The sequence below is a fragment of the Xanthomonas sp. NCPPB 1754 genome (assembly GCF_041475725.2).
GTDB classification, from domain to species: Bacteria; Pseudomonadota; Gammaproteobacteria; order Xanthomonadales; family Xanthomonadaceae; genus Xanthomonas; species Xanthomonas euvesicatoria.
Genome location: NZ_CM192982.1, coordinates 4,409,331 through 4,433,617 on the forward strand (window position 1 = coordinate 4,409,331; position 24,287 = coordinate 4,433,617).

The 24,287-nt window shown below is 66.6% G+C and carries 21 protein-coding genes; 6 read left to right on the forward strand and 15 right to left on the reverse strand.

Annotation, left to right across the window (positions count from 1 at the left end; all coding sequences use genetic code 11):
* Positions 1-70: 70 nt before the first annotated feature.
* On the reverse strand, positions 71-1,447 hold the full coding sequence (locus tag ACCQ15_RS18990; RefSeq protein ID WP_029820482.1) for an MATE family efflux transporter: 1,377 nt from the start codon (positions 1,445-1,447) through the stop codon (positions 71-73).
* 268 nt (positions 1,448-1,715) lie between these two features.
* Between ACCQ15_RS18990 and ACCQ15_RS18995 the strand changes: the two genes are divergently transcribed.
* Positions 1,716-2,882 carry a DUF3667 domain-containing protein gene (locus tag ACCQ15_RS18995; protein ID WP_228734412.1) on the forward strand — a complete coding sequence of 389 codons (1,167 nt, stop codon included), beginning with the start codon at positions 1,716-1,718 and terminating at the stop codon, positions 2,880-2,882.
* Between the two features lie 172 nt (positions 2,883-3,054).
* Here the strand turns inward: ACCQ15_RS18995 and ACCQ15_RS19000 are convergent, their stop codons facing one another.
* On the reverse strand, positions 3,055-3,657 hold the full coding sequence (locus ACCQ15_RS19000; protein WP_033478607.1) for a DUF3106 domain-containing protein: 603 nt from the start codon (positions 3,655-3,657) through the stop codon (positions 3,055-3,057).
* A complete protein-coding gene (locus ACCQ15_RS19005; RefSeq protein ID WP_218507580.1) occupies positions 3,641-4,666 on the reverse strand; it encodes a hypothetical protein in 1,026 nt (341 codons plus the stop codon). Before ACCQ15_RS19005 ends, ACCQ15_RS19000 begins: the two co-directional genes overlap by 17 nt.
* Positions 4,667-5,135: 469 nt before the next feature.
* On the opposite strand from ACCQ15_RS19005, the gene ACCQ15_RS19010 reads away from it, so the two are divergent.
* Positions 5,136-7,358, forward strand: a complete 2,223-nt coding sequence (locus ACCQ15_RS19010) for a primosomal protein N' (RefSeq protein WP_029820485.1) — start codon at positions 5,136-5,138, stop codon at positions 7,356-7,358.
* Between the two features lie 273 nt (positions 7,359-7,631).
* Here the strand turns inward: ACCQ15_RS19010 and ACCQ15_RS19015 are convergent, their stop codons facing one another.
* The 3 genes from ACCQ15_RS19015 to ACCQ15_RS19025 are packed head-to-tail and all read right to left on the reverse strand — an operon-like array spanning position 7,632 to position 9,642.
* The gene (locus ACCQ15_RS19015; protein WP_071117689.1) at positions 7,632-8,288 is read right to left on the reverse strand and encodes a glutathione S-transferase family protein; all 657 of its coding nucleotides are present in this window, start codon (positions 8,286-8,288) and stop codon (positions 7,632-7,634) included.
* On the reverse strand, positions 8,285-9,115 hold the full coding sequence (locus ACCQ15_RS19020) for an NYN domain-containing protein (RefSeq protein WP_057680853.1): 831 nt from the start codon (positions 9,113-9,115) through the stop codon (positions 8,285-8,287). The genes ACCQ15_RS19015 and ACCQ15_RS19020 overlap by 4 nt, the downstream gene beginning before the upstream one ends.
* A complete protein-coding gene (locus ACCQ15_RS19025) occupies positions 9,112-9,642 on the reverse strand; it encodes a hypothetical protein (protein ID WP_029820488.1) in 531 nt (176 codons plus the stop codon). The genes ACCQ15_RS19020 and ACCQ15_RS19025 overlap by 4 nt, the downstream gene beginning before the upstream one ends.
* A gap of 118 nt (positions 9,643-9,760) precedes the next feature.
* Between ACCQ15_RS19025 and ACCQ15_RS19030 the strand changes: the two genes are divergently transcribed.
* Together ACCQ15_RS19030 and ACCQ15_RS19035 are read left to right on the forward strand one after the other, a co-directional pair.
* Positions 9,761-11,053 (forward strand): NAD(P)/FAD-dependent oxidoreductase, encoded by a 1,293-nt coding sequence (locus ACCQ15_RS19030; protein ID WP_008577165.1) that lies wholly within the window; start codon positions 9,761-9,763, stop codon positions 11,051-11,053.
* Between the two features lie 50 nt (positions 11,054-11,103).
* Positions 11,104-11,718: a trimeric intracellular cation channel family protein gene (locus ACCQ15_RS19035; RefSeq protein ID WP_011348802.1), complete on the forward strand. Its 615-nt coding sequence runs from the start codon at positions 11,104-11,106 to the stop codon at positions 11,716-11,718.
* 78 nt (positions 11,719-11,796) lie between these two features.
* On the opposite strand, the gene rpoH is transcribed toward ACCQ15_RS19035, so the two are convergent.
* The 6 genes from rpoH to rhlB all read right to left on the reverse strand — a co-directional run bounded on the left by rpoH (position 11,797) and on the right by rhlB (position 17,874).
* On the reverse strand, positions 11,797-12,672 hold the full coding sequence (rpoH, locus tag ACCQ15_RS19040; RefSeq protein ID WP_372380941.1) for an RNA polymerase sigma factor RpoH: 876 nt from the start codon (positions 12,670-12,672) through the stop codon (positions 11,797-11,799).
* Positions 12,673-12,870: 198 nt separating this feature from the next.
* The gene (gene ung / locus ACCQ15_RS19045) at positions 12,871-13,596 is read right to left on the reverse strand and encodes a uracil-DNA glycosylase (protein ID WP_277574799.1); all 726 of its coding nucleotides are present in this window, start codon (positions 13,594-13,596) and stop codon (positions 12,871-12,873) included.
* On the reverse strand, positions 13,593-14,435 hold the full coding sequence (locus ACCQ15_RS19050) for a response regulator (protein ID WP_003484494.1): 843 nt from the start codon (positions 14,433-14,435) through the stop codon (positions 13,593-13,595). Before ACCQ15_RS19050 ends, ung begins: the two co-directional genes overlap by 4 nt.
* Before the next feature lie 8 nt (positions 14,436-14,443).
* A complete protein-coding gene (gene ftsX, locus ACCQ15_RS19055) occupies positions 14,444-15,394 on the reverse strand; it encodes a permease-like cell division protein FtsX (RefSeq protein ID WP_029820491.1) in 951 nt (316 codons plus the stop codon).
* Positions 15,391-16,077, reverse strand: coding sequence for a cell division ATP-binding protein FtsE (gene ftsE, locus ACCQ15_RS19060; RefSeq protein ID WP_003484499.1), 687 nt, complete (start codon positions 16,075-16,077; stop codon positions 15,391-15,393). Before ftsE ends, ftsX begins: the two co-directional genes overlap by 4 nt.
* Positions 16,078-16,152: 75 nt before the next feature.
* Positions 16,153-17,874, reverse strand: a complete 1,722-nt coding sequence (rhlB, locus tag ACCQ15_RS19065; protein WP_011348805.1) for an ATP-dependent RNA helicase RhlB — start codon at positions 17,872-17,874, stop codon at positions 16,153-16,155.
* Between the two features lie 198 nt (positions 17,875-18,072).
* On the opposite strand from rhlB, the gene trxA reads away from it, so the two are divergent.
* Together trxA and rho are read left to right on the forward strand one after the other, a co-directional pair.
* A complete protein-coding gene (gene trxA / locus ACCQ15_RS19070) occupies positions 18,073-18,414 on the forward strand; it encodes a thioredoxin TrxA (RefSeq protein WP_005923050.1) in 342 nt (113 codons plus the stop codon).
* A 215-nt stretch (positions 18,415-18,629) separates the two neighbouring features.
* Positions 18,630-20,504 (forward strand): transcription termination factor Rho, encoded by a 1,875-nt coding sequence (gene rho, locus ACCQ15_RS19075; RefSeq protein ID WP_372380942.1) that lies wholly within the window; start codon positions 18,630-18,632, stop codon positions 20,502-20,504.
* A 107-nt stretch (positions 20,505-20,611) separates the two neighbouring features.
* Here rho and ACCQ15_RS19080 read toward each other — a convergent pair whose 3' ends face one another.
* From ACCQ15_RS19080 to ACCQ15_RS19090, 3 genes are read right to left on the reverse strand one after another with little or no spacing between them, the layout of a single operon-like run.
* Positions 20,612-21,496, reverse strand: coding sequence for a TonB C-terminal domain-containing protein (locus ACCQ15_RS19080; RefSeq protein ID WP_136733296.1), 885 nt, complete (start codon positions 21,494-21,496; stop codon positions 20,612-20,614).
* Positions 21,497-21,556: 60 nt separating this feature from the next.
* Entirely contained in the window at positions 21,557-23,296 is a 1,740-nt protein-coding gene (aceK, locus tag ACCQ15_RS19085) for a bifunctional isocitrate dehydrogenase kinase/phosphatase (RefSeq protein ID WP_372380943.1), read from the reverse strand.
* Positions 23,293-24,237, reverse strand: coding sequence for a LysR substrate-binding domain-containing protein (locus ACCQ15_RS19090; protein WP_008577370.1), 945 nt, complete (start codon positions 24,235-24,237; stop codon positions 23,293-23,295). The genes aceK and ACCQ15_RS19090 overlap by 4 nt, the downstream gene beginning before the upstream one ends.
* Positions 24,238-24,287: the final 50 nt, after the last annotated feature.

Consider the following 24,287-nt stretch of genomic DNA (forward strand, 5'->3'; position numbering starts at 1 on the left):
AAAGACGCTGCATACAGATCGATGGTGCCCAGCATACCGGCTGCGCAGCGCGCGCGGCATGCGCTGGAAGTCAGGGTGTCACGGTGGCGGTCAGCCGCCGGCTGGTCTGGCGGAAGCGCAGCCCCATCAGGATCGAGGCCACCGTCAGGCCCAGGATCAGGCCCACCCACATGCCCTTCGGTCCCCAGCCCAGCCCCAGGCCGAGCCCGGCGCCGATCGGCATGCCCACGCCCCAGTACGAAAACATCGCCAGGAACATCGGCACGCGGGTGTCCTTGAGCCCGCGCAGCGCGCCGGCCGACAGCACCTGGATGCCGTCGGGAAACTGGAACGTGGCGGCAAACAGCAGCAACACCGACGCCAGCGCGGCCACGGCCACGTCGTCGGTATAGACGCCGACGATGGCATCGTGGCCCAGCAACAGTGCGCTGGCCGACAGCGCTTGGGTGCCCAGCACGATCGCATAGCCGGCCCAGGCCGCGCGCCGCATCGCCAGCGGGTCGCCGCGGCCCACTGCGTGGCCCACGCGCACGGTGGTGGCCTCGGCCACGCCCATCGGGATCATGAAACACAACTGCGCGACGTTGATCGCGATCTGGTGCGCGGCCGCTTCGGTGGAGCCCAGCCGGCCGATCAACAACGCAGTGACGATGAACAACCCGCCTTCCATCAACACGGTGATGCCGATCGGCAAGCCGGTGCGTAGCAACTCGCCGATGGCGCGCCAGCGCGGTCCTTCCAGGTGGGCGAACAAGTGCAGATGCGCAAACCGCCGTGCGCGCCACAGATACAGCGCAAACACGCTCGCCTGCACCCACATGGTGATGGCCGAGGCGATGCCCAGACCTTCGGCACCGTGTTCGGCGAAGCCGAACTTGCCATAGGTCAGCGCATAGCCCACCGGTGCCAGCACCAGCAGGCCGCCAAAACCCAGCAGCATGGTCGGCAGCGTCCAGTGCATGCCCTCGCTGAGATAGCGCATGCAGAAGTAGAAGGTCAGCGCCGGCACGCCCCAGCGCACCGCGTGCAGGAACGCGGTGGCGCCGGGCACGATGTCCGCTGCAATCCCGAAGGTGGGCAGCAACGGCGGCACCACGCTCAGGAACACGAACATCAGCGCACTCAGCCCCAGCGACAGCCACAGCGCCTGCCGGAACAGCGGCCCGATCTCGCGCTCGCGGCCGGCGCCAAGCAATTGCGAGACCGAGGCAGTCAACGAGATCAAGGTGCCGATCGGCACCAGCATCGGCAGCCACAGCAGCGAGGTGCCGATGGTGACTGCAGCCAGCGTGGCGGTGCCGTGGTGGCCGGCGATGACGTTGTCGACAAAACCGATCAGGCCGGTGGAAACGTGGCCGAGCACCAGCGGCAACGCAAGCAGGCCGGTGGTGCGCACTTCCGAGGCGAAGCCTGGCGTCGCGGACGGGGGTGCAGAAGAAACAGACATGACAACCGATCGCTGCGCGGACTACGGCCGTGCCGGGAGGCGCTGGCACCGGGTCGCGCGGGCCGGCTATCTTACGCCTACTTTCCGACTGCGACCTTGCCGCGCAGCTGGGTAGAGCCCGCTGCGCGACTGCGCGCGCGGGCAAAACGCGAAGGCTGCTGCAACCGGGCCGGCGCGGGAGACAGTTGTACGCGTGCGCCAACGCCGTTCTTTCGGGATCAGGTCGACGGCAACGCGCCTTCCCCGACTCGCCAACCGGACCTGGCTCATGTCACCGCATTCGACCGCGCACCCTCCCACAGACTGCAAAAATTGTGCCTCTGCCTTGCAGGGGGCGTACTGCCACGCCTGCGGGCAAAGCGCGCACAACCCGGTGCGCAGCGTCGCCCATGCGGTGGAAGAAGTGTTCGAGTCGTTCTGGCATCTGGATGGGCGCATTTTCCGCACCCTGCGCGACCTGCTGGTGCCCGGACGCGTGGCCCAACGCTTCCTGGGCGGCCAACGCGTGCGGTACGTGGCGCCGATGCGGCTGTTCCTGGTACTGAGCCTGTTGACGTTCTTCATCGCGCGCATCGCCGTGCATGCGTCCGCCGCAGACAGCGATATCGCCGCCGCGCCCGGCACCAGCCAGACCACGGTTCCCAAGGATTTCGCACAGGCACGCACGCCGGCGCAGGTGGAAGCGGTACGCAGGCAGTTGGTCGACGCGCTGACGCAAACGCGCGCGGCCGTGCCGAGCGGCATCGCACGCGAGCGCGTGGACGCCGGCATCGCGCGTGCCAATGCGCAAGCGCAACGTCGTCTGACGCAGCTGCAGGCCGACGCGCGTCCGACCAGCGCCGTGCCCACCGCAGAGGCAGACAGCGATAGCACGTTCTTTTCGGTCATGGGCAAGCCGTGGGACCCGGTGAGCAACCCACTGCACTATGCGGCACTACCGCAGTTCGCCAACCGCTGGATCAATACCCAACTTCGCCATATCCGCGACAACCTGCCGCGGCTGCGCAGCGACCCGCAACTGCTCTACAACGCATTCTTCGCAGCGGTGCCGTCTGCATTGCTGGTGCTGGTGCCGCTGTTTGCACTGCTGTTGCGGGTGTTCTACGTGCGCAGCGGGCAGGTGTATCTGGAGCATCTGGTGGTGGCGCTGTATAGCCACGCCTTCCTGTGCCTGAACCTGCTCACGCAACTGCTGTTGTCGCTGCTCAGCGATGCGCTGGCGCACGTCGCCAGCCCGATCACCTGGAGTATCGGAGTCGTGCAGTTCGGGCTGACGCTCTGGATGCCGGTGTATCTGCTGTGGATGCAGCGGCGTGTGTACGCGCAGTCCTGGCTGGTCACCGTGCTCAAGTACATCGGCCTGAGCGGGGTGTATCTGGTGTTGGTGACGGTGGCCGCGGCGCTGTTGATGGTGGCCAGTCTGGCGCGTCTTTGACGCGCTGACTGCGCAGACGGTTGCGCGAAGACAGCCACATTGCAGCGCGACGCAGCGATGCCGGGCCTGGGTGCGGCGCGTCTGAAGCGGCGCTATGGGGCAGGCACCGCTAGAACGGATATGACCGGCGCAACACTGAAAGGCATTGCGCGCGCCGACGGCACGCGAGCGATCAACGCGCCAGTTGGCGCTTCAACCAGATGCTGCGCGTGGCCGGCGCTTCGGCCAGGAAGGCCTCGCGCAGGCTGTCGCGCTCCTGGGGCGGGGTGCGCTGTGCCAGCACCGCCAGTTGCTCCAGCTGGCCGGCGTCCAGGCTGCGCAGCGCGGCCAGCATGGCCTCGCGCTGGGCGGGCTGCACGTAGCCGATCAACGGCTGCAACTGGGCATAGAACGCCCCCACCTGCGAGCCCAGGCGCCAGCCGTCGCGATGCAGGCGATCCATCGCGCCGAACTGGGTGCGCAGCGCGCGTTGCTGATCCTCCGGCAAGGCCTGCAGCCGCTCGCGTGCCTGGCGCAACACCACGCGGTCTGTGGCCGTCAGCCCCTTCCAGGCGGCATAGCGGGCACGCAGCTCGGCTTGCTGCGCAGGCGTCATCGCTGCCCAGCGTGCGCGTTGCTGCGCGGCGCTCGGCGATGTACTCGGCACTGCGGCAGCGGAAGTGGACGCGGCCGGCGCAGCGGCCGATTCTTCCAGCGGCGTCGGCAAGCGCTGCGCGCCGGCGACGCCGGCAAACGCGCAGAGCAGCAGGCCGCACCAGTCAGTTGGTTTCATCATCGACCGTCTCCAAAGCGGCGGAAGGTTGCTCGGCTGCGGTGGCATGCGCACCGGATTCATCAACCGGCACCGGGTGGCCGGCGGCATACCAGGCATAGAAGTCCGCAGCGCGGGCCAGCTCCAGATCCGGGTCGGCCAGCATCGCCTGGTCGCGCGGATCCAGGCCCGGCGTGGCCACGGCATCCGGCAGGTCGGCCGCCGGGAGTTCCTCCACCAGTACCGGCGCCGCGTCGGTCACGTGCAGCACGCCGGCAGGCGCCTGGGAGACAGGCTCGGGAGGAAGCGCGGGCCGGCGGTGGGCCCACCACCAGCCCAACACCGCCAGCAGCAGTGCCACCGCCAGCACGCCCAGCGCCATGCCGGCGTGGCGGCGCTCCAGCTGCGGCCACCGCCATTGCCGTCGGGCCCGGGCAGCGGCAGGACGGCGCGGCGCCGGTGCCGGCTCGGACGGCGCGGCAGTGAGCGGCATTCCGGCCAGGGCCGAATCGCGGAGCTGGCTCAGCCGGGTCAACTGGGCCGGGCTCAGGTCGCGCAGTTCCACTTGCGCCGCTTCTGCCAGGGCCCGCCAGGCCTGGGCATCCGGATTGCCGGCGGCATCGCGCGGGCAGGCACGCGCCAGCGACTGCCGGTAGTCCGCCGCTTCGACGCCTTGCACCTCGCTGGCCACGCCTTCTTCCAGCCCGGCCACGATCCGCAGCAGCAGCGCCAGGCGGTCGGCAGTCTGCATCCGGCCCAAGACGGTGAACGGGGGCAGCCACGTGCCCGGCATCGGCTCGCGCCGCAGCGGTGGCGCGGTGGCCAGCAGGCTCCAGAAGCGCATCGGCCAGCTTGCCATCGGCCGACCTGCCGCCTGGCTGCTGAAGGCGCGCAAGGCCGCTGCGAGTGCGCGCTCGGCGGCGGCCACGTCGCCGCATTGCAATTGTGCGAGCACCAGACCCCGGCGTTCGACACCGCGCAGGAAGGCAGATAGCGCGGCAGGGGTCACGGGGGCGTCGGGGACTACGGTCATGAGAACTCCAGCATCGGCCGGCATGATACCGACGCGATTGGCCCCCGCCGACGGCTTGACAGATCGGCCCGGCCCCGCTCCGCCTTCACACCGGCCGTGCCTGCCGCCGCGGCGGGTTGTGCACAGCGGCAGACATACCGATACGCAGGCGTCTGTCAACTGTTGTTTTTTCTTTGTTGCATTCGTGTTTCACGCCTAAGTGATTGAAATTTATTGACTTATGCATGTTGGCTAAAAAATGTCCAAGAGGTTGCAGAGGCTAGTGAATCCATCGTCACAGCGTGGAGCACGACACTAATTCACAGGTTTATCCACAGCCAGTGTGGATAAACCCGTTTCCTTAACCCTCACATAGGTTTACGTCGTATTTATCACTTCCGTCACAGAAACGCGGCCGCTGCCTCGGGTTGGATTCGGGCCGATTCGGGGGCGGCCGCCGGCCTCTGGACAGGGTCGGTAGACTGGTCGGATGACTTCGACCGTCGCCACCCTGCGCGTCGCCTTGCCGGTGCCGCTGCCCCAGTTGTTCGACTATCTGCCTCCGACCGATGCGCCGTTGACGGACCCGGCGCGGGTCGGCTGCCGGGTGCGGGTGCCTTTCGGGCCGCGCGAGTTGGTCGGGGTGGTGGTGGACATCGGGCAACTGCCCGCGGCCGACGGCTTGCGCCCGGCACTGGCGTGGTGCGACCAGGCCCCGCTGCTGGTCGATGAACTGGCCCGCTCGCTGCACTGGCTGGCCCGCTACACCCACGCTCCGCTCGGCGAGGCCCAGACCAGCGCCTTGCCCGGCCCGCTGCGCCGCGGCGAACCGCTGGCCGACACCCACGCCTGGGCCTGGCAGCTGACCGAAGCCGGCCACAGCGGTGCCGCCAGCCTGCGCGCGGGCAGCCGTCCCGCCCTGTTGGCGACCCTGCTGCTCACCGGCGCAGTGGGCGAAGAGCAACTGGATCCACTACTGCCGCAATGGCGGCAGGCAGCGCGCAGCCTGGCCAAACGCCACTACGCCGAGCGCGTGGCGGTGCCGGCCGACAGCATCCCGCCCCGTCCCGGCAGCGGCCCGCCGCTCAACGACGAACAGCAGGCCGCCGCCACCGCGATCCGCGCGCATAGTGGCTTTGCCACCTACCTGCTCGACGGCGTCACCGGCAGCGGCAAGACCGAGGTCTACCTGCAGGCGATCGCCGACTGCCTGGCCGCCGGCAAGCAGGCGTTGGTGCTGGTACCGGAGATCGGCCTGACCCCGCAGACCCTGGGCCGCTTCCGTACCCGCCTGGGCGTGCCGGTGCACGCACTGCACTCGGGTCTGTCCGATGGCGAACGCGCGCGGGTGTGGGCGGCGGCCTGGCGCGGCGAGGCAAAGCTGATCGTCGGCACCCGCTCGGCGGTGTTCACCCCGCTGCCCAACGCCGGGCTGATCGTGATCGACGAAGAGCACGACGGCAGCTACAAGCAGCAGGACGGCATCCGCTATCACGCGCGCGATTTCGCCTTGGTACGCGGCAAGGCGCTGGATGTGCCGGTGATACTGGGCAGTGCAACGCCATCGCTGGAAAGCCTGCACAACGCCTATTCCGGCCGCTACCAGCATCTGCGCCTGTCGCGGCGCGCCGGCGAAGCGCGCCCGCCGCGCGTACGCGTGCTCGACGTGCGCAAGCGCCCGCTCAAGGACGGCCTGTCGCCCGAGGTGCTGGCCGGTATCGGCGCCACCCTGGCGCGCGGCGAACAGGTCCTGGTGTTCAAGAACCGCCGCGGCTATGCACCGGTGCTGCTGTGCCACGACTGCGGCTGGACCGCGGCCTGCCAGCGCTGCAGCACGCCGCTGCACCAGACCCCGATGACCGTGCATGCCGGCGGCCGCCGTCTGCAGTGCCACCATTGCGGCGCGCGCCAACCTGCACCGCTGGCCTGCCCGGCCTGCGCCAGCCTCGCGCTGCAGCCGCAGGGCATCGGCACCGAGCGACTGGAAGAACGCCTGACCGAGGCGTTTCCGGACGTCCCGGTGGTGCGCATCGACCGCAGCACCACCCAGCGTCGCGACGCACTGGAGACCCAGCTGGCGCGCCTGGGCAGCGAGGCCGGCATCCTGGTGGGCACGCAAATCCTGGCCAAGGGCCACGACCTGCCACGGCTGACCATGGTGGTGGTGGTCGGCATCGACGAAGGCCTGTTCTCGGCCGACTTCCGCGCCGCCGAAAAACTGGCCCAGCAGTTGATCCAGGTGGCCGGACGCGCCGGGCGTGCCGACCGGCCGGGCGAAGTCTGGTTGCAGACCCATCACCCCGAACACCCGTTGCTGCAGACCCTGGTCAATGGCGGCTACCACGCCTTCGCCGACGCCGAACTGCAGCAGCGCGAAGCGGCCGGATTCCCTCCCTTCGCGCACCTGGCCTTGTTCCGTGCCGAAGCCAAGGATGTGGCCGCAGCCAATCAATTCCTGCTGGCGGTGCGCGGTTTGACCAGCGCCGACCCCGGCACGCAATCGCCGGCGTTTGCCGCAGTGGAATGCTACGGCCCGATGCCGGCACCGATGCCGCGCCGCGCCGGTTTCCAGCGCACGCAGCTGCTGTTGTCGGCGCAACAACGCGCGGCATTGCATCGCCTGCTCGACACCCAACTGCCGGCCATCTATGCGCTACCGCAAGCCCGCCGTGTGCGCTGGTCGCTGGATGTGGACCCGATCGACTTGTATTAGCGCACGGCGTATCGACCATGGAGCAGAAGCCAGACCCACGTCTTGCGCGCTGTGCCCAGGTCATTGAGCGCACGTGGCGTGATCCTTGGTAGGAGCGCACCCGGGCGCGATGCGGCATGACGGGAATGCCCTCGCGCCCGGGTGCGCTCCTACAGCACTGCAGGCTACCTGTCTGCGTGATGTACAAGGCCCACTTGCTTGCAGCAACGTGCCGGGTCGGCAGCTCAGGCGGTGCCTGTCATGAATCGCATTGACTCAGCGTCGGCGCGACACTCAGGTCAGCGCGGTCATTACCGCGCGCCGGTACGCCGGCCGCGCACGCAGGCGCGCATACCACGCCTGCAGATGCGGCAATTCCGGTCGCTCGATCGGCATTTCGAACCACGCGTAGATGAAGCTGCCCAGCGGAATATCGCCCATCGCGAACTGCTCGCCGGACAGGTACGGCTGTTGCACCAATGCCGCATCGGCACGTGCGAGCAACTCACCCGAGTGGGTCAACGCCGCAGCGATGCGTGCGTGATCGCGCTCGGCCTCGGGCGTGCGCAAAACGCCCCAGAACAGGTCGCGAAACACTCCAGCGAAAGTGGAAGTGGTCCAATCCATCCAGCGGTCGCCCAGCGCGCGCTCGGCCGGCGCATGCGGATACAACGCCGGCGCATATTGCGCGGCCAGATAGCGCACGATCGCGTTGGATTCCCACAGCACCAGCGCGCCATCCTGCAGTGTCGGCACCAGCCCGTTCGGGTTCAGCGCGCGATATTCCGGCGTGGTGTTGCCCCCGAACGCGCCGCCCACTTCGATCGAGGCGTAGGCCACGCCGGCTTCTTCGGCGCACCACAGCACCTTGCGTACATTGCTGGAATTGCGCCGCCCCCACAGCGTGATCGTCGGCGGTGCGTGGTCGCTGGCTGCATGCGTCATCGTCATTTCCCCGGAGCAGGCTTGGCGGGTGCGCGCGCCGCGCGCTTGTTGGCCGGTGACGGCGCCGCTGCGGCAGGCACTGCGGTTTTCGCGCCGCTGCCCCCACCCTTGGGCGCGTCGCGCACCCACAACGCCTGTTCGTCCTGCCTGATCTCGAACAAGCCGATCGCGCGTACCAGATCGCTGAGTTTGCGATAGCCATAGTTGCGTGGATCGAACGAGGCCTGGTTGGCCACCTGCTTGCCGACCGCACTCAGCAGCGCCCAACCATCGTCTTCGCAGGCGCTGACGATCGCATTGCGTAGCATTTGGACCAGACGCGTATCGCTGCGTAATGCCGTGGCGTCCTTGCGACCGGCAGCCGTTTCGCTGGCCGCTGCAGCCTGTTGCCCGAGCGCCTCGACATAGGTGAACTTGGAGCACGCATTGACGAATGGCGCCGGTGTCTTCTTCTCGCCGAAGCCATAGACCTTCATGCCGTCGGTCAGCAGCCGCATCACCAGCGGCGTGAAGTCGGCATCGCTGGAGACGATCGCAAATCCATCCAGATTGCGCGCGTACAACAGGTCCATCGCATCGATCACCATCGCCATGTCCGAGGCGTTCTTGCCGGAACTGTAGGCAAATTGCTGGATCGGCCGGATCGCGTAGTCGTGCAATGCCGCCTCCCAACCTTTCAAGTGCGGGCTCTTCCAGTTGCCGTAGGCGCGGCGCACGTTGGCCACGCCGTAGCGCGCCACTTCGGCCAGCACCACGTCGATCTTGCCGGCCGGCGCATTGTCCGCATCGATCAGCAGCGCGATGCGTTTGTCGGGGTTGTCGATCATGCTCATTGCTCCAGGGAGTTCGCAGATTCGGTCTTGAAGTCGGTGTCGGTGTCGGTGTCCATCTCACTCTCCTCCACGTCGGTCTCGGCCGGCAATGTGTACTCGGTACCATCGCGCAGCGTGAGCACGCCCGTACTCAGGATCTCGCGTTCGGCACCGTCGCTGACCCAGGTGGCGTGCACGCGCCCGGTGCCGCGATCGCCTTGCACATCGAACACGAACTCATCGCTCCCCGGTGCCAGACTGGTTCGATACAGATCCACCCGCATGTCGCGGATCTGCCCGATATGTTCCTGCACCACGGCATCGGCCTGCAGCGCACTGCGCGCCTGATCGGCAAACAACGACCAACCGGTCGACATCAGCCAGATGAGCGCGCCAAACACCAGCATCGCCATCAGCACCACGCACGTCGCCACGCCAATCAGCCCGATCGCCACACTACTGAGCGACTTTGGGGCGACAGCTGCCGGCGACGGTGCAGCGGGTTGCACAGACGACAACGGCGGCAACGGCGGCGGGAGCGAGGACATGGGCTGGCCGGAAGCGGGAGATGCGACATGATGCCGCAGGCGGGCCGCGCTCACGCGGCATGTTCATTGCCGATGCGGCATCCTGATGGGCCCGCGTCGCACTCCATCGGACCTCACGATGACCTCTCCCCCCTCCCAAGCTCCGCTGCATCTGGTTGTGGTCGGCGGCGGATTCGCCGGCTTATGGGCGACCCGCGCGCTCGACGACCCCGGCATCCGCATCACCCTGGTCGACCGCCAGAACCACCACCTGTTCCAGCCGCTGCTGTACCAGGTGGCCACCGCCGGCCTGTCGGCACCGGACATCGCCGCGCCGCTCCGGCACATCCTGCGCGAGCAACGCAATGTCGAAGTACTGCTCGGCGATGTCACCGATATCGCACCAGACCGCCGCGAGGTGGTATTGGCCGATGGCAGCACGCTCGGCTACGACATGCTGCTGCTGGCCACCGGCGCCACCCATGCCTATTTCGGTAACGACCAATGGGCCGAACACGCCCCCGGCCTGAAAACGCTGTACGACGCGCTGGTGCTGCGGCGCAAGCTGCTGCTGGCCTTCGAGCGCGCAGAAGCCGAATCCGACCCTGCCGCACGCGCCGCCTGGCTGAGCTTTGCCGTGGTCGGCGGCGGGCCCACCGGCGTCGAACTGGCCGGCACCCTGGCCGAAATCGCCCGCCACACGCTCAAGAACGAGTTCCGCCACATCGACCCGCGGCAGGCGCGCGTGCGCCTGGTCGAAGCCGGTCCGCGCGTGCTGCCCTCGTTTCCGGAAGATCTCACCGCCAAGGCGCGCAAGCAGCTGGAACGTCTGGGCGTGGAGGTGCACACCGGGACTCCGGTCACGCAGATCGATGCGCTGGGCTACCAGCTCGGCGACACCTTCGTGCCGGCACGCACCGTGGTCTGGGCCGCCGGCGTGGCCGCCTCGCCGCTGGCGCGTACGCTGGGCGTGCCGCTGGATCGCGCCGGCCGCGTGCTGGTCGAGGCCGACCTCAGCGTACCGGGCCACCCGGACATCTTCGTCGGCGGCGATCTGGCCTCGGTGCAGCAGGACGGCCGCCCGGTGCCGGGCGTGGCGCCGGCCGCCAAGCAGATGGGCAAGCACATCGCCAAGGCGATCCGGGCGCGGCAGCGCGGCCAGACCGCCCCGGCGTTTCGCTACCAGGACTACGGCAACCTGGCCACGATCGGCCGCATGGCCGCCATCGTGCATGTGGGCAAGCTCAAGTTGTCCGGCATCGTCGCCTGGTGGTTCTGGCTGGCTGCGCACGTGTACTTTCTGATCGGCTTCCGCAACCGGTTCGTGGTGCTGGTGAACTGGGCGATGGCGTACTGGAGCTACCAGCGCGCCGCACGCATCATCTTCGGCGGCGCCGCCGACGACCCGCCGCCCAGCAGCAAGGACGGGTGATAGCGGCGCAGGCCGTGCGATGCTGTGCGGCCTGATTCGACGACCCGATCGTGGCAACTGTCCTGTTCCTGCTGGATCTGCTCGGCACCTTCGTGTTCGCCCTGAGCGGAGCGACCTTGGCGGTGCGCAACCGCCTGGACCTGTTCGGCGTGCTGGTGCTCTCCTGCGCGGCAGCGGTGTCCGGCGGCATCGTGCGCGATGTGCTGATCGGCGCCACCCCGCCGGCCGCGCTGGTGCAGCCGCAGTATCTGCTGGTGGCCTGCCTGGCCGGCGTGGCCGGGTTCTATTGGCATGCAGCGGTGGAGCGGCTGCGCAACCCGGTGCAACTCTTCGATGCGGCCGGATTGGCGCTGTTTGCGGTCTACGGCACCAGCAAGGCGCTGGACTATCACCTCAGCCCACTCAGCGCGACGCTGCTGGGCATGCTCAGCGGCATCGGCGGAGGCATCGCGCGCGATCTGCTGGTGGCACGCACGCCGGTGGTGTTGCAGGCCGAACTGTATGCGGTCGCCGCGCTCGCCGGTGGCGGGCTGGTCGCGATCGGGCACGTCCTGGATGTGCCGCAGGCCTGGTCGTTGGCGACCGGCGCCGGCGTGTGTTTCGGCCTGCGCTTCATGGCCATCCGCTACGGCTGGCATCTGCCGGTGGCGCGCCCGCCGGAGTAGCAATCGCGTAACACCACATATGCAAACGGCCCGGAAAACCGGGCCGTCTGTACAACCACTCGCGCAAGACCGACAGGGTCAGGCGACGAACAGCGCCTTCATCTTCTTCAGCGCATTGGCTTCGATCTGGCGGATACGCTCGGCCGAGACGCCGTATTCGTCTGCCAGTTCCTGCAGCGTCACTTTCGAATCGGAATCCAGCCAACGGCGCTTGACGATGTCGCGCGAACGCACATCCAGTCCAGCCATGCCTTCGCGCAGCAGCTGCAGCTGGTTGTCTTCGCTGTCGTGACGCTCGTACGCCTGCGACGGGTCTTCTTCATTGGCGACCAGATAGCTCACCGGCGACGGCGGGCCGTGATCGTCGTCTTCGTCCGACGACGCGTCGAAACCGATATCGCGACCGGCCAGGCGCGACTCCATCTCCATCACTTCACGCTCGGAGACGTTCAGGTCCTTGGCAACCGCAGTCACTTCCGACGCATTGAGCCAACCCAGACGGGTCTTGGACTTGCGCAGGTTGAAGAACAGCTTGCGCTGCGCCTTGGTGGTGGCGACCTTGACGATGCGCCAGTTCTTCAGGATGAACTCGTGCATCTCGGCACGGATCCAGTGCACCGCGAAGCTGACCAGGCGCACGCCCATGTCCGGGTCGAAGCGCTTGACCGCCTTCATCAGTCCGATATTGCCTTCCTGGATCAGGTCGCCCAGCGGCAGGCCGTAGCCGTTGTAGCCGCGGGCCACGTGCACCACGAAGCGCAGGTGGGAATGGACCAGTTCGCGCGCGGCGTCCAGGTCCAGCTCGTCGCGGAAGCGACGGGCCAGATCCTGCTCCTCATCGACCGACAGCACCGGGATCTGGTGCACGGCACCGATGTAGGCGTCCAGCGAACCGAGCGCACTGGGAATCGGGAGATTGTTTGCCACAAGGGCAGTCGAGGTAGTCTGGTTCATAGGCACCATCTTAGCAGTCGAACTATTGGACTGCCGGGTACAGAAAGAGTTCCCAGCATTCCATTTATAGAACGTTCGGGTCTTTGGCATCACCGGTGTTCTACAGCCCGGCACCCCAAATTCGAGGCTTACGGTATCACCAAGCCCCTGTGCAAACCGTGACAAATTGGTTGCGCGACGGGATGCCGCCAGCGTCGTTCAGGCGCCGGTGGAGGTGGTGTCCAGCGCGCTGCGTGGTGGCAGCGACCAGTCGATCGGGCTCAGACCACGCCGCCGCAAATGGTCGTTGGTCTTGGAAAAATGCCGGCAGCCCAGGAAGCCGCGGTGCGCCGACAGCGGCGAAGGATGCGGCGCCTTCAAGACCCGATGGCGTGCCTGGTCGATGACCTTGCCCTTGGACTGCGCATAGCTGCCCCACAGCAGGAACACCAGCCCTTCGCGCTCGCGGTTGAGGGTGTCCACCACATGATCGGTGAAGCCTTCCCAGCCCTTGTTCTGGTGGGCGCCGGCGCGTCCCTGCTCCACCGTCAGCACGGCATTGAGCAGCAGCACGCCCTGGCGCGCCCAGGGCATCAGGTAGCCGTGATCCGGCCGCGCGATCCCCAGGTCGTCCTGGATCTCTTTGTAGATGTTGAGCAGCGACGGCGGCACCGGCACGCCGGGCAATACCGAGAAGCACAGCCCATGCGCCTGACCTTCGCCGTGATACGGGTCCTGGCCCAGGATCACCACCTTGACCTGCTCGAACGGGGTGGCGTCGAAGGCGGCGAAGATCTGCGGGCCGGGCGGAAACACCCGCGCCCCGGCCGCCTTGCGCTGGCGCAGGAATGCCGACAACTCCTGCATCTGCGGGCGCGGCAGCCAGTCGCCCACTCTTGCCTTCCACGACGGTTCCAGCTGGATGCGTCCCTCCCCTTCAGTCATAGCGTGACAGCCTGATCCTCCAGGCGTGCCAGGCGCAGCTGGAACAACACCTTGGTCACCAGCAGGCGCTCTTCGATCGGTTTTTGCACCAGATCGTTGGCACCGGCGCGCAGCAAGTCGGATTGATTGCGCGGGTTGGTGTCGCCGGTCATCACCAGCACCGGCAGGCGGCGCTTGCCGTAGGCGAAATCGATGCGGATACGCTCGACCACGTCGCGGCCGTTGAGCTCGCCTTTGAGGGTCACGTCGGTGAGCACCACGTCGATGCGGCGCTCGGTGCGGCCCAGCGATTCGGCGGTGAGCAGCGCAAAGGCATCTTCGGCGGTGAGCACGTGCACCACTTTCAGGCTCTGGCGTTCGAGCATGCGCTTGGTCGCCTCGGCCACCACGCGGCTGTCTTCGATGTAGAGCACGGTCGCGCCCACCACCGGCTCGGGCTGCACGTAGCCGCGGATGAAGGTCGCCAGGGCTTCATGGCCCAGCGCCTTGTCGAAATAATCGGTGACGTACTCGGTGAATCGGCGCTCCACCAGATGCTGCTGCGCATCGCCGGAGACCACGATCACCGGTACATAGGCCTGCCCGGCGGTTTCGCGCACGCTGCGCGCCAGGGTCAGGCCGTCGCCATCGGGCAGCGACAGCGAGGTGGTGACCAGATCCACGGCGCCGGCTTCCAGCGCCTGCCGCGCTTCGGCAATGTTGGAACAGCCGATCACCTGCACATTGGGCAGGTCGCGCTTGAGCACGTCGGCAATCAGCTTGCGCACCAACTTGGAACCATCGACCACCATCACGCGCGGTGCGTCGCTGATCAGGTGTTTGAGATCTGGTGGATGCATGGCAGGCCTCAGGTCTCGGTAGGACGGGTCTGGCGAAGGAAATGGCCGGTCACCAGCCAGGCACCCAACCAACCCAGGACTAAGGTGCCGACCAGCACCATCGCAGAATGCAACAGATCCAGCCCGTGCAGGGTAAAAGAACTGCCGTAACTGTCGGCCAATGTCGCCAACGGCGCACGCAATGCCAGGCCCGAGGCGGCGATCAGAGCGAGCGCGACAGCGCCGGCGCCGAGTCCGTACCACGCGCCCAGATACAAAAACGGGCGGCGGATGAAGCCATCGCTGGCGCCGAGCAACTGCAGCACGCCGATTTCCTCGCGCCGCGACTGGATGTCCAGCCGCACGGTGTTGCCGACCACCAGCACCGCACCGATCCCGAGCAGGGCAGACAACACCTGGACCAGGCGCTCGCCGAAGTGCAACCAGCCATCCAGGCGCTTGCGCCACAGCGCGTCGTGCTGCACCTGATCGGTCTGCGGCAGCGCCTGCAGCGCATTTGCCAGCTGCGCGTCGTCGGTCGCATCGGCGGGAGTGACGATCAGCAAGGTGGGCAGCGGGTTGTCGCCCAGCGCATCGGCCGCTTCATCGAGCTTGGCGCTTTCGCGCAGCTCGGCCAAGCCCTGCTCCGGCGTGCGCAGCGTCACCTTGGCGACATCCGGGCGTGCACGCAGCTCGCCGGCCAGCGCCTGCGCCGCCTCGGCAGCCACGTCGACCTTCAGAAACAGATTGATCTCGCGCGACTGCTGCACGCTGCCGGCCAGCAGCTTGACGTTATCCAGCGCGATCGACAGCCCCAGCGGCAGGGCCAGGGCCAGGGCCATCACCACGATGGTCAGCAACGTGGCCCACGGCTTGCGCATCGCACGGCCCAGGCTGAAGGCAATGCTGTGCAGATGGTGGTCGATCCAGACGCCGAGCCGCGACGGCGCGACGGTTTCGGTATTGGCGGGCTTGCTCATTCGGCCAGGTCCTGCGGCGAGATGTCGTCGACCAGGCGGCCGTGATCCAGGATCAGCACGCGCTTGCGCATCTGCTTGAGCAGCGCCAGGTCGTGGCTGACCACCAGCACGCTGGTGCCACGGGCCGGAAGTTCGGCGAACAACTGCATGATTTCCGCGGCCAGTGCCGGGTCGAGATTGCCGGTGGGCTCATCGGCCACCAGCAGCCGCGGTTCGCCGACGATGGCGCGCGCGATGCCCACGCGTTGCTGCTCGCCGGCAGACAATTGCGACGGCAGGGCTTTCTCGCGATGGGCCAGACCGATGCGCTCCAATGCCGAGCGCACGCGCTTGCCGATCTCGGCACGCCGGGTGCCGCGCAAGATCAGCGGCAGGGCCACGTTCTCGGCGATGCTGCGGTCGTTGAGCAGACGGTGGTCCTGATAGACCGCACCCACCTGGCGCCGATGCAGCGGAATCTGCCGGCCACGTACCTTGAGCAGGTTACGTTCGCCCAGCAGTACCGCGCCCTGACTCGGGCGTTCGCTGAGGTGGATCAATTTGAGCAAGGTACTTTTGCCGGCGCCGGAGTGGCCGGTCACGAACAGCATCTCGCCATCGGCCACTTCGAAGCTGACATCGGTCAGCGCCTGGTGGCCACCGGCGTAGTGCTTGCTGACGTTGTCGAAACGCAGAACGGTCATTCAGCGATTATGCCGGAGCGTCAGTGCTTGCGTCGCATCGCCGATGCGCGGCGATGCGATCAGTGCCGCAAACGGTCAGTTGCCTGAGACCAGCGAACGCAGTCGGCGGCCGATCCGGCTGAGCAGCGAGGGGCTGCCCGACGGCTTGGCGGCGGCACGCACCGGCTTGGCAACCACCTGGGTGGGCTTGCGCGGTGCGGCAGGTGCGGGAACCGGCGTGGATGCCACTGCCGGCTCGGCACCCTCGACCGGACGACCGTTACGACGACGCCGACGCTTGCGTGGCGCGCGCTCGGCATCGGCCACGCCCGCGGAAGGTGCCTGTCCCGCCGCTGCGGCAACGACCGGATGTTCGGTCGACGCCGCAGTTGCAGGCGCCTGGCCTTCCACCCGTGGCTTGCGACGCGGACGCGGCTTGCCATCGGCACCGGCGCCTTCGCGGCGACCACCGCCACCGCCACTGCCGCTGCGCGACCCGCCCGAACCACTGCGCCCGCCACCGCGACGCTGTTCTTCGGCGGCGCGCTGCTCGCGCGCTTCGCGGAAGATCGTGCCCACGCTGTCGCCAGCGTCGTCGTCGGCCTCTTCGCCTTCCACCGGCACGCGTGGCGCACGCGGCAGCGGCGTCAGCAGTTCGGACGTCACCGGCTCGACCGGGATCTTCTGCTCGATATAGGCCTCGATGTCCGGCAGGCTCATCGCATAGCGTTCGCAGGCGAAGCTGATCGCATCGCCTTCCTCGCCCAGGCGCGCGGTGCGGCCGATGCGATGGACGTAGTCTTCGGCGTCGAACGGCAGGTCGTAGTTGTAGACGTACTTGACGCCATCGATATGCAGACCGCGCGCAGCCACGTCGGTGGCGACCAGGATTTCGAGCTGGCCTTTCTGGAAGCGGTTGAGCAGCGACTCGCGCTTCTTCTGCGGCACATCGCCCGACAGCACGCCGACCCGGTAGCCGTGCCGCTCCAGGGTGCGCGCCACGCGCTCCACGAACGCCTTGGTATTGACGAACACCATGGTGCGCGCGCCTTCGCTGCGCGACAGCAAGCCCAACAGCAGCGTCTGCTTCTCTTCGTCGGAGGGGAAATAGATGCGCTGGCGCACCCGCGCAGCGGTGATGCTTTCGGTTTCGACGACCAGCTTTTCCGGCTCGTTCATGTGCTCGTAGGCCAGCTCCAGCACGCGGTGGCTGAGCGTGGCCGAGAACAACAACGTCTGCCGGGTGCCGCGCTCGGGCATGCGCCGCAGCAGGAAGCGGATGTCCTTGATGAAGCCAAGGTCGAACATGCGGTCGGCCTCGTCCAGCACGCAGATCTCGCAGGCGTGCAGCGAGACTACCTTGTGCTGCTTGACGTAGTCGATCAGGCGGCCCGGGGTGGCGATGATCACGTCCACGCCCTGCTGCAACAGTTCGCGCTGTTTGTCGTAATCCACCCCGCCATAGACCAGCGCAAAGCGCAGGCCAAGGTCGGCGCCGAACTTCACTGCGTCCTTGTGGATCTGGATCGCCAGCTCGCGGGTCGGCGCCAGGATCAGCGCGCGCGGGTCTTCCGGCTTGCGGTCGGCCAGGGCCGGGCGGATCAGCAGCCGATTCATCACCGCGACCAGGAACGCCAAGGTCTTGCCGGTACCGGTCTGGGCCTGGCCGGCGACATCGCCGCCCGGCAGCGCGACCGGCAAGGTCAGCGCCTGGATCGGGGTACAGCGGGTAAACCCGGCGCTCTCCAGCCCGGCGATCAAGGCCGGATGCAGATCGAACGAGGAAAAGGTCACATCGGTCAGCGGTTTGTCGCTCATTATTCCGTCTTCGTGAGGCGCCCTGGGCAGCCCGGGCGCGGCTTGCATCGATGCCGACAGCGTCGCAAACTGCGGCTGTTGTGGCGGACAGCGCGGCTTCAGGACTGACACTTGATTCAGTCGCGCAATGCCCCAGTTTAGCGCAATGTAGCGGCCTGCCCGTTCGGGTGGGCCGTTTTGGTTTCCAGGAGACCCAAGGTGAGCGATAAGGTTCAACATGTCGGCGATGCCGACTTCGACACAGCTGTACTGCAATCGGGCGAACCGGTTCTGGTGGATTTCTGGGCCGAGTGGTGCGGCCCGTGCAAGATGATCGCCCCGGTGCTGGACGATCTGGCCGACACCTATCAGGGCCGCCTCAAGGTCGCCAAGGTGAATGTGGACCAGAACCGTGCGCTGGCCATCAAGTACCACGTGCGCTCGATCCCGATGCTGTTGCTGTTCAAGGACGGGCAGGTGCAGGCGACCCAGATCGGCGCCGTCGGCAAGGGCCAGCTGACCCAGATGATCGACAAGACCCTGGGTGGCGCGGCCGCCTGAGCAGGCGGGCGTCCAGCAATGGGCGCCCGATGATGCGCCGGCAGTTAAATCATGCCCGGGAAGACGCTTGCGCGGTCACGCGCGGCGGTGATAGTGTCAGTTGGTCCGGCGCACGTTCGTGCGCCGCCGCACCCCTCTAGAAGCTCTTCTAGACTCCCATCTACCACCAGTTCGCCCCTAGTTGGGCGCTCGCACCTTAGCGAGGAATCACGCACTTGTCCGATCATCCTTCCTCCGATACCGGGAGCAGCGTCGACGCTCCCGTCGAGAAGCGCGTGCGCAAGCCGCGCGTGAGCAAGACCGCCGCCGCCACTGAAGAGGCTGGCGCACAGCAGCCCAACCTGCCCTTGCCCACCAGTCCCGCACCCGAAGCACCCCGTGCCCCGCAGGCACCGTCGCGCGCTGCCGATCCGGCACCGGCGCAGACGTCCAGCGATGGCGCATACGCCGGTCAGGCGCCCAGCGCCAGCCACGGCGGCGACACCCACGGCGAGCCCCGCGAGGTTGGCCAGTCGCAGCAGCAGCGCTTCAACCAGGCGCAGCAACAGCAGAACCAGAATCAAGGCCAGAACCAGGGCCAAGGTCAGCAGCAGGGCCAGAACCAGAACCAGAACGCCGGCCAGAATCAGCAAGGCCAGGGCGGTCAGAGTCAGGGACAAAACCAGCAAGGCCAGAACCAGCAGGGCAACCGCCGTGACCGGTTCCGCAACCGCCGCGACCGCGGCCCGCGCGACCGCTTCGGCAACGACGGCGGCATGCCCTCGTCCGACGGCAGCAACGAGCCGTTCATCGCGCGTCCGCATCCGGCCGTGCCGGAAGGTTTTCCGGTGTATTCGCTGAGCGACCTCAAGCGGATGCCGGCGCAGAAGCTGCTGGACATCGCCGACCAGCTCAACATCCAGGAAGGCGTGGCGCGTGCGCGCAAGCAGGACGTGATCTTCGCCCTGCTCAAGGTGCTGACCCGTCACGGTGAAGGCGTTGCCGCCGACGGCGTGCTGGAAATCCTGCCCGACGGCTTCGGTTTCCTGCGTGCGGCAGAAGCCAGCTACCTGGCCGGCCCGGACGATACCTATATCTCGCCCAGCCAGATCCGTCGCTTCAACCTGCGCACCGGCGACCACCTGTCCGGCCGCATCCGCTTCCCCAAGGACGGCGAACGCTATTTCGCGCTGTCGATCGTCGACACCATCAACGGCGAGCCGCTGGAAGCGAGCAAGAACAAGGTCCTGTTCGAGAACCTGACCCCGCTGTTCCCGCGCCGCCGCTTCCGTCTGGAGCGTGGCGATGGCTCCACCGAGGACATCACCGGCCGCATCCTGGATCTGATGGCACCGCAGGGCAAGGGTCAGCGTGCGCTGATCGTCTCCCCGCCCAAGGCCGGTAAGACGATGATGATGCAGCAGGTGGCCACGGCCATCACCACCAATCATCCCGAAGTGCACATGATCGTGCTGCTCATCGACGAGCGTCCGGAAGAAGTGACCGAAATGCAGCGCACCGTGCGCGGCGAAGTCATCTCCTCAACGTTCGACGAGCCGGCTGCGCGTCACGTGCAGGTTGCCGAGATGGTGATCGAGCGGGCCAAGCGCCTGGTCGAGCACAAGAAGGACGTGGTGATCCTGCTGGACTCCATCACCCGCCTGGCGCGCGCTTACAACAACGTGGTGCCTAGCTCCGGCAAGGTGCTCACCGGCGGTGTGGACGCCAACGCCCTGCACCGCCCGAAGCGTTTCTTCGGTGCGGCGCGTAACGTGGAAGAAGGTGGCTCGCTGACCATCATCGCCACGGCGCTGGTGGAAACCGGCAGCAAGATGGACGAGGTGATCTACGAAGAGTTCAAGGGCACCGGCAACAGCGAAGTGCACTTGAACCGTCGCATCACCGAAAAGCGCGTGTACCCGGCAATCGACATCAACCGTTCGGGCACGCGCCGCGAAGATCTGTTGATCGAGCCGGAACTGCTGCAGAAGATCTGGATCCTGCGCAAGCTGCTGCACCCGATGGACGAAATCGCGGCAATGGAATTCCTGTTGGACAAGATGAAGACCACCAAGTCCAACGACGAGTTCTTCAGTTCGATGAAGCGCTGAGTTCAGTCGGTTTATCGAGACGAAAAAGCCCCGCATTGCGGGGCTTTTTTGTGCGAGGCGGCCGTTGCGCAGGCTTTAGCCTTCTCTGTCAGCTCTGTGAGCCGCGCTCAACTTCCTTGCAGCGGCGTGACCAGGCGAACACCTTCCCCGCGTGCGGAGAACAACCCGCTGGCAGGCAGGGCATCCGGGCTGTCGCTCGATGTCGCTGCGCCGCGCTGTTCATCCCATGGGGCGGCCTGACGGGTGCCAGGCAGATACGAACGCCATTTCTGGACCTGTTGTGCGGCGATCAGATCGCGTGGCGACGTTCCGATGTCGAAGCTGACCGGAACACGCATGACCCAGTACGGCGCCTTGACGTCCGGACCCTCTGTCGGCGGCAGAAACGTCCATGCACGCGCCCTCGTCGAGGCCGCATCGGCAAACGCCTGGCGCAACCGTGCACGTTTGGATTCCGGCACGAGGGATGTCAGGTTGACTTGCTCTGCGATCAGATCCTGGACCTTGCCGTCGCGCCCGATCTTGAGCATCAGATAGACCACGCCGGTGGCACCGGCCCGAAACGCCGCTTCGGGGTAGCGCGGCGGCCGCATGTCGTTGGTGCGCACACTCGTCGCGTCCTGCGCCTGGCCGCCAAAATGCGCGCTACGGATCGACACCAGATAATTTTCCCCTTCCCCCTGTTTGGCGACCAGCAGCAGGCTCATCGGCAACTGCGCGGGCAAGGCGCTTCCGTTGTCGCGCACAGGGTCGAAGCGCCACGATGCGACCGAACGCTTGATCCGCTCGCGCACTGCCGGCGGCAAACTCGCTTCGTCGGCAAGTTTCACTGCCGTGACGGTACCGTCCGGGGTCAGGGTCAACTCGCCTGCCACATTCATGCTGGCCTCAATCTGCATGTGCGCCTGTTCTGCGCCTGGACGTGCCTGCGTCGCTGCGATGCTGCTCAATGCCAGCAAGATGCCAAGACTGAAACGCTGCTTCCATTGCATGACCGCACTCCCTGATGATGTAGCGTGCGTTGTACCAGTGTTGCCGCTGCCGGTAAATCGCTACGCCAGCCTGCGCGACTCCGCATAGGGCGGGGTGTCGGGATAATCGTCTTCGCGCAGCCGGCTCTGCAGGTCGCGCCACCAGCGTGGGTCGAACAGTTCCGGGTGCTGGTGCTTGACCGCTTCCAGTTGCGAGGCGGGCAGGCCCATGAACAAGGCGAAGCGCTCGGGAAAGACGTCGCGCGGGCCGACATGGAACCAGGGTTCTGCGGCCATCTGTTCTTCGTAAGTGGTGGGCACTGGCCAATCGCGGAAGTTGCATTCGGTGATCAGGCATAGCTCGTCGTAGTCGTAGAACACCGCGCGCTGATGGCGGGTAATGCCGAAATTCTTCAGCAGCATGTCGCCAGGAAAGATGTTGTTGCGCGTCATGTCCTTGATGGCCTGGCCGTAGTCCAGCGCTGCGGCATGCGCGGCTTCGGGCAATTGTTCGCGCAGGTACAAATTCAACGGGCGCAACCGGCGCTGCACATAGCACAGTGCGATCAGGACATCGTCGCCGTCTTCGCTCAGGCTCATCGCGCAGCTGGTCTGCAGTTCTTGCAGCAACGCCGGTGAGAAGCGCGCCTTGGGGAAGCGCAGGAAGCGATACGGCTGCGCGTCGAGCAGGCGGCCGATGCGGTCGAGCTGGAAGACCAGTTCGTACTTGCCCTCTACCTGCGCGCGGCTCATGGTTTTGGGATACGCAAAGCGGTCGCGAATGAGTTTGAAGACCAGCGGATAACTGGGCAGCGTAAACACCACCATGACCATGCCGGGAGTGCCATCGGCGTGCACCAGCTGTTCGGACGGATGCGCCTGAAAATGGCTGAAAAACGTGCGGTAACGCTCGGTCTTGCCCTGCTTGGCGCGACCCAGCATCGTGTATAGCTCATCGACCGGCTTGTGGGTGAGCAGGCTGCGCAGGAACACCACCGCGTCGCCGACAGTGGACAGGTCGGCTTGAAAATAGCTACGCGAGTTACTGAACAATTGCGCGACATCGCTGCGCCGGGTCAACACCGCTTCGGCGCGCAGGCCCGCCTCGTTGTTGATCAGCGCGATCACGCACGGCGAAAAGCGATGTTCGCCGAACACGCGTCCGACCAGATACGCGCGCCGCTCGCGATAGAACACCGTCTCCAGTAATTCCACGCTGCGCACCGGATGCTCGCCCCAATGCGCAAGGTCGTCGAGCAGACGCACCGCGATGGCGGCCGCGCAGCGGGTGCGGTGCGTATACGGTACGGCGAACGCGTAGTCGCCGAGCACCCGCACCAGCATGTCGGTCAGGCGGCCGGGCGAGACCGCATAGGTGTGGCGCGCAACAGGCACGGTGATGGCGTCGGTCGGTTCGATATCCAGGGCGATGAATTCGATATCGGCATCGACGCCGTGGGTACCGAAGTAGCGCCGGGTCAGGGTGTTGTAGAACGTCTTGTACAACTCCTGGTCGATCAACCCGCTCAGCAAGGCGGCGTAATGATCGCGCGCACGCATCCACAGCGCGCGATCGTGCGCCTGGCCCAGCAGCACTGCACGCAGGCGCAACATGCATTCGGCGATGTATTGGTCGTACAGCGCGATGCGCGCTACCGCGTCTTCGCGCGCGCCGCTCCAGTCGCGTGTTTCGAACCGCTGCTTGGCGCGTGCGGTGATTTCGGAAAAGCGCGCGTGATAGTCCTCGAACGCTTCGTACACGGCCTGGGCGATCGCCAGCGCGCGGCGCTCGGATTGTGGTGGCAAGGGTGGATGGCTCATGGCGGCAGTGTCCCGGAGCGCTTGCGGCGCGCGGCAAGTGGTATGGCGGTCGCCTGCTGCGCATGCGCGGCGTGTTCGCGCGCCTGGCCCTGCAGCCAGGTGCGGAACGCAAGAAACCCGCCATGCGTGCTGGAACGTGGCGGATACACCAGGTAATGCGACCAACTGGTCTTGAGCCGTTGCGTGGACAACGCCACCAGCTGGCCGGACGCCAGCAACAGACGTGCGCGCGTCACGCGGCCCAGTGCGACGCCGACGCCATCCAGGGCGGCACGGTGGTGTGCCTCCGATTCGTCGAGTACGGCGACATAGCGTCGCGGCACATCGCCGCCGAACGCGGCAAACCAGCGCAACCAGGCGTCATCCGGGTCGCCCAGCAATGGCCACTGATGCAACGGTGGCGCCTCCACGCCGCCCATGCGGGCGATCAGGGCCGGGCTTGCCATCGGCACCAGCCATTCGTCGAACAAGGGCTCGGCGATGACGCCAGGCCATTGCCCGGCGCCGATGCGCATGGCGGCATCCACTTGCTGCTGGCGCTCGAAATCCACCAGCCGCTCGCTCGACAGCAGGTTGATTTCGATGGTGGGATGAATGGCCAGAAATTCGCCCAGGCGTGGCACCAGCCAGGCCGATGCCATCGACGGCGTGAGACTCAGGGTCAGGGTGTCTTCGCGACGCGCACCGAATGGCTCGAATGCCTCGGCGATGGCGTCCAGGTGCGGTGCGATGCGGTCGAGCAGTTGCTGGCCCTGCGGCGTGGCAGTGACGCCGCGCGCATGCCGTTGCAGCAGCGGATACCCGAGCCGTTGTTCAAGCACGCGCATCTGGTGACTAAGGGCGCTGACGGTCAGATGCATCGCGCCAGCAGCGCGCGACAGGTTGCCCAGGCGTACCGCGCTGACGAAGCCTTGCAATGCGTGAAGCGGCGGACGCGACATGGCCAACCCTTGAATGGATTTCAAGACTCACTTGTAAAAGTCTCGCTTTT

Bases quoted from the DNA above. Each gene is read 5' to 3' on its own strand.
- ACCQ15_RS18990 (WP_029820482.1), bottom strand. From the start codon at position 1,447: ATGTCTGTTTCTTCTGCACCCCCGTCCGCGACGCCAGGCTTCGCCTCG.
- ACCQ15_RS18995 (WP_228734412.1), top strand. From the start codon at position 1,716: ATGTCACCGCATTCGACCGCGCACCCTCCCACAGACTGCAAAAATTGT.
- ACCQ15_RS19000 (WP_033478607.1), bottom strand. From the start codon at position 3,657: ATGATGAAACCAACTGACTGGTGCGGCCTGCTGCTCTGCGCGTTTGCC.
- ACCQ15_RS19005 (WP_218507580.1), bottom strand. From the start codon at position 4,666: ATGACCGTAGTCCCCGACGCCCCCGTGACCCCTGCCGCGCTATCTGCC.
- ACCQ15_RS19010 (WP_029820485.1), top strand. From the start codon at position 5,136: ATGACTTCGACCGTCGCCACCCTGCGCGTCGCCTTGCCGGTGCCGCTG.
- ACCQ15_RS19015 (WP_071117689.1), bottom strand. From the start codon at position 8,288: ATGACGATGACGCATGCAGCCAGCGACCACGCACCGCCGACGATCACG.
- ACCQ15_RS19020 (WP_057680853.1), bottom strand. From the start codon at position 9,115: ATGAGCATGATCGACAACCCCGACAAACGCATCGCGCTGCTGATCGAT.
- ACCQ15_RS19025 (WP_029820488.1), bottom strand. From the start codon at position 9,642: ATGTCCTCGCTCCCGCCGCCGTTGCCGCCGTTGTCGTCTGTGCAACCC.
- ACCQ15_RS19030 (WP_008577165.1), top strand. From the start codon at position 9,761: ATGACCTCTCCCCCCTCCCAAGCTCCGCTGCATCTGGTTGTGGTCGGC.
- rpoH (WP_372380941.1), bottom strand. From the start codon at position 12,672: ATGAACCAGACTACCTCGACTGCCCTTGTGGCAAACAATCTCCCGATT.
- ung (WP_277574799.1), bottom strand. From the start codon at position 13,596: ATGACTGAAGGGGAGGGACGCATCCAGCTGGAACCGTCGTGGAAGGCA.
- ACCQ15_RS19050 (WP_003484494.1), bottom strand. From the start codon at position 14,435: ATGCATCCACCAGATCTCAAACACCTGATCAGCGACGCACCGCGCGTG.
- ftsX (WP_029820491.1), bottom strand. From the start codon at position 15,394: ATGAGCAAGCCCGCCAATACCGAAACCGTCGCGCCGTCGCGGCTCGGC.
- ftsE (WP_003484499.1), bottom strand. From the start codon at position 16,077: ATGACCGTTCTGCGTTTCGACAACGTCAGCAAGCACTACGCCGGTGGC.
- rhlB (WP_011348805.1), bottom strand. From the start codon at position 17,874: ATGAGCGACAAACCGCTGACCGATGTGACCTTTTCCTCGTTCGATCTG.
- ACCQ15_RS19080 (WP_136733296.1), bottom strand. From the start codon at position 21,496: ATGCAATGGAAGCAGCGTTTCAGTCTTGGCATCTTGCTGGCATTGAGC.
- aceK (WP_372380943.1), bottom strand. From the start codon at position 23,296: ATGAGCCATCCACCCTTGCCACCACAATCCGAGCGCCGCGCGCTGGCG.
- ACCQ15_RS19090 (WP_008577370.1), bottom strand. From the start codon at position 24,237: ATGTCGCGTCCGCCGCTTCACGCATTGCAAGGCTTCGTCAGCGCGGTA.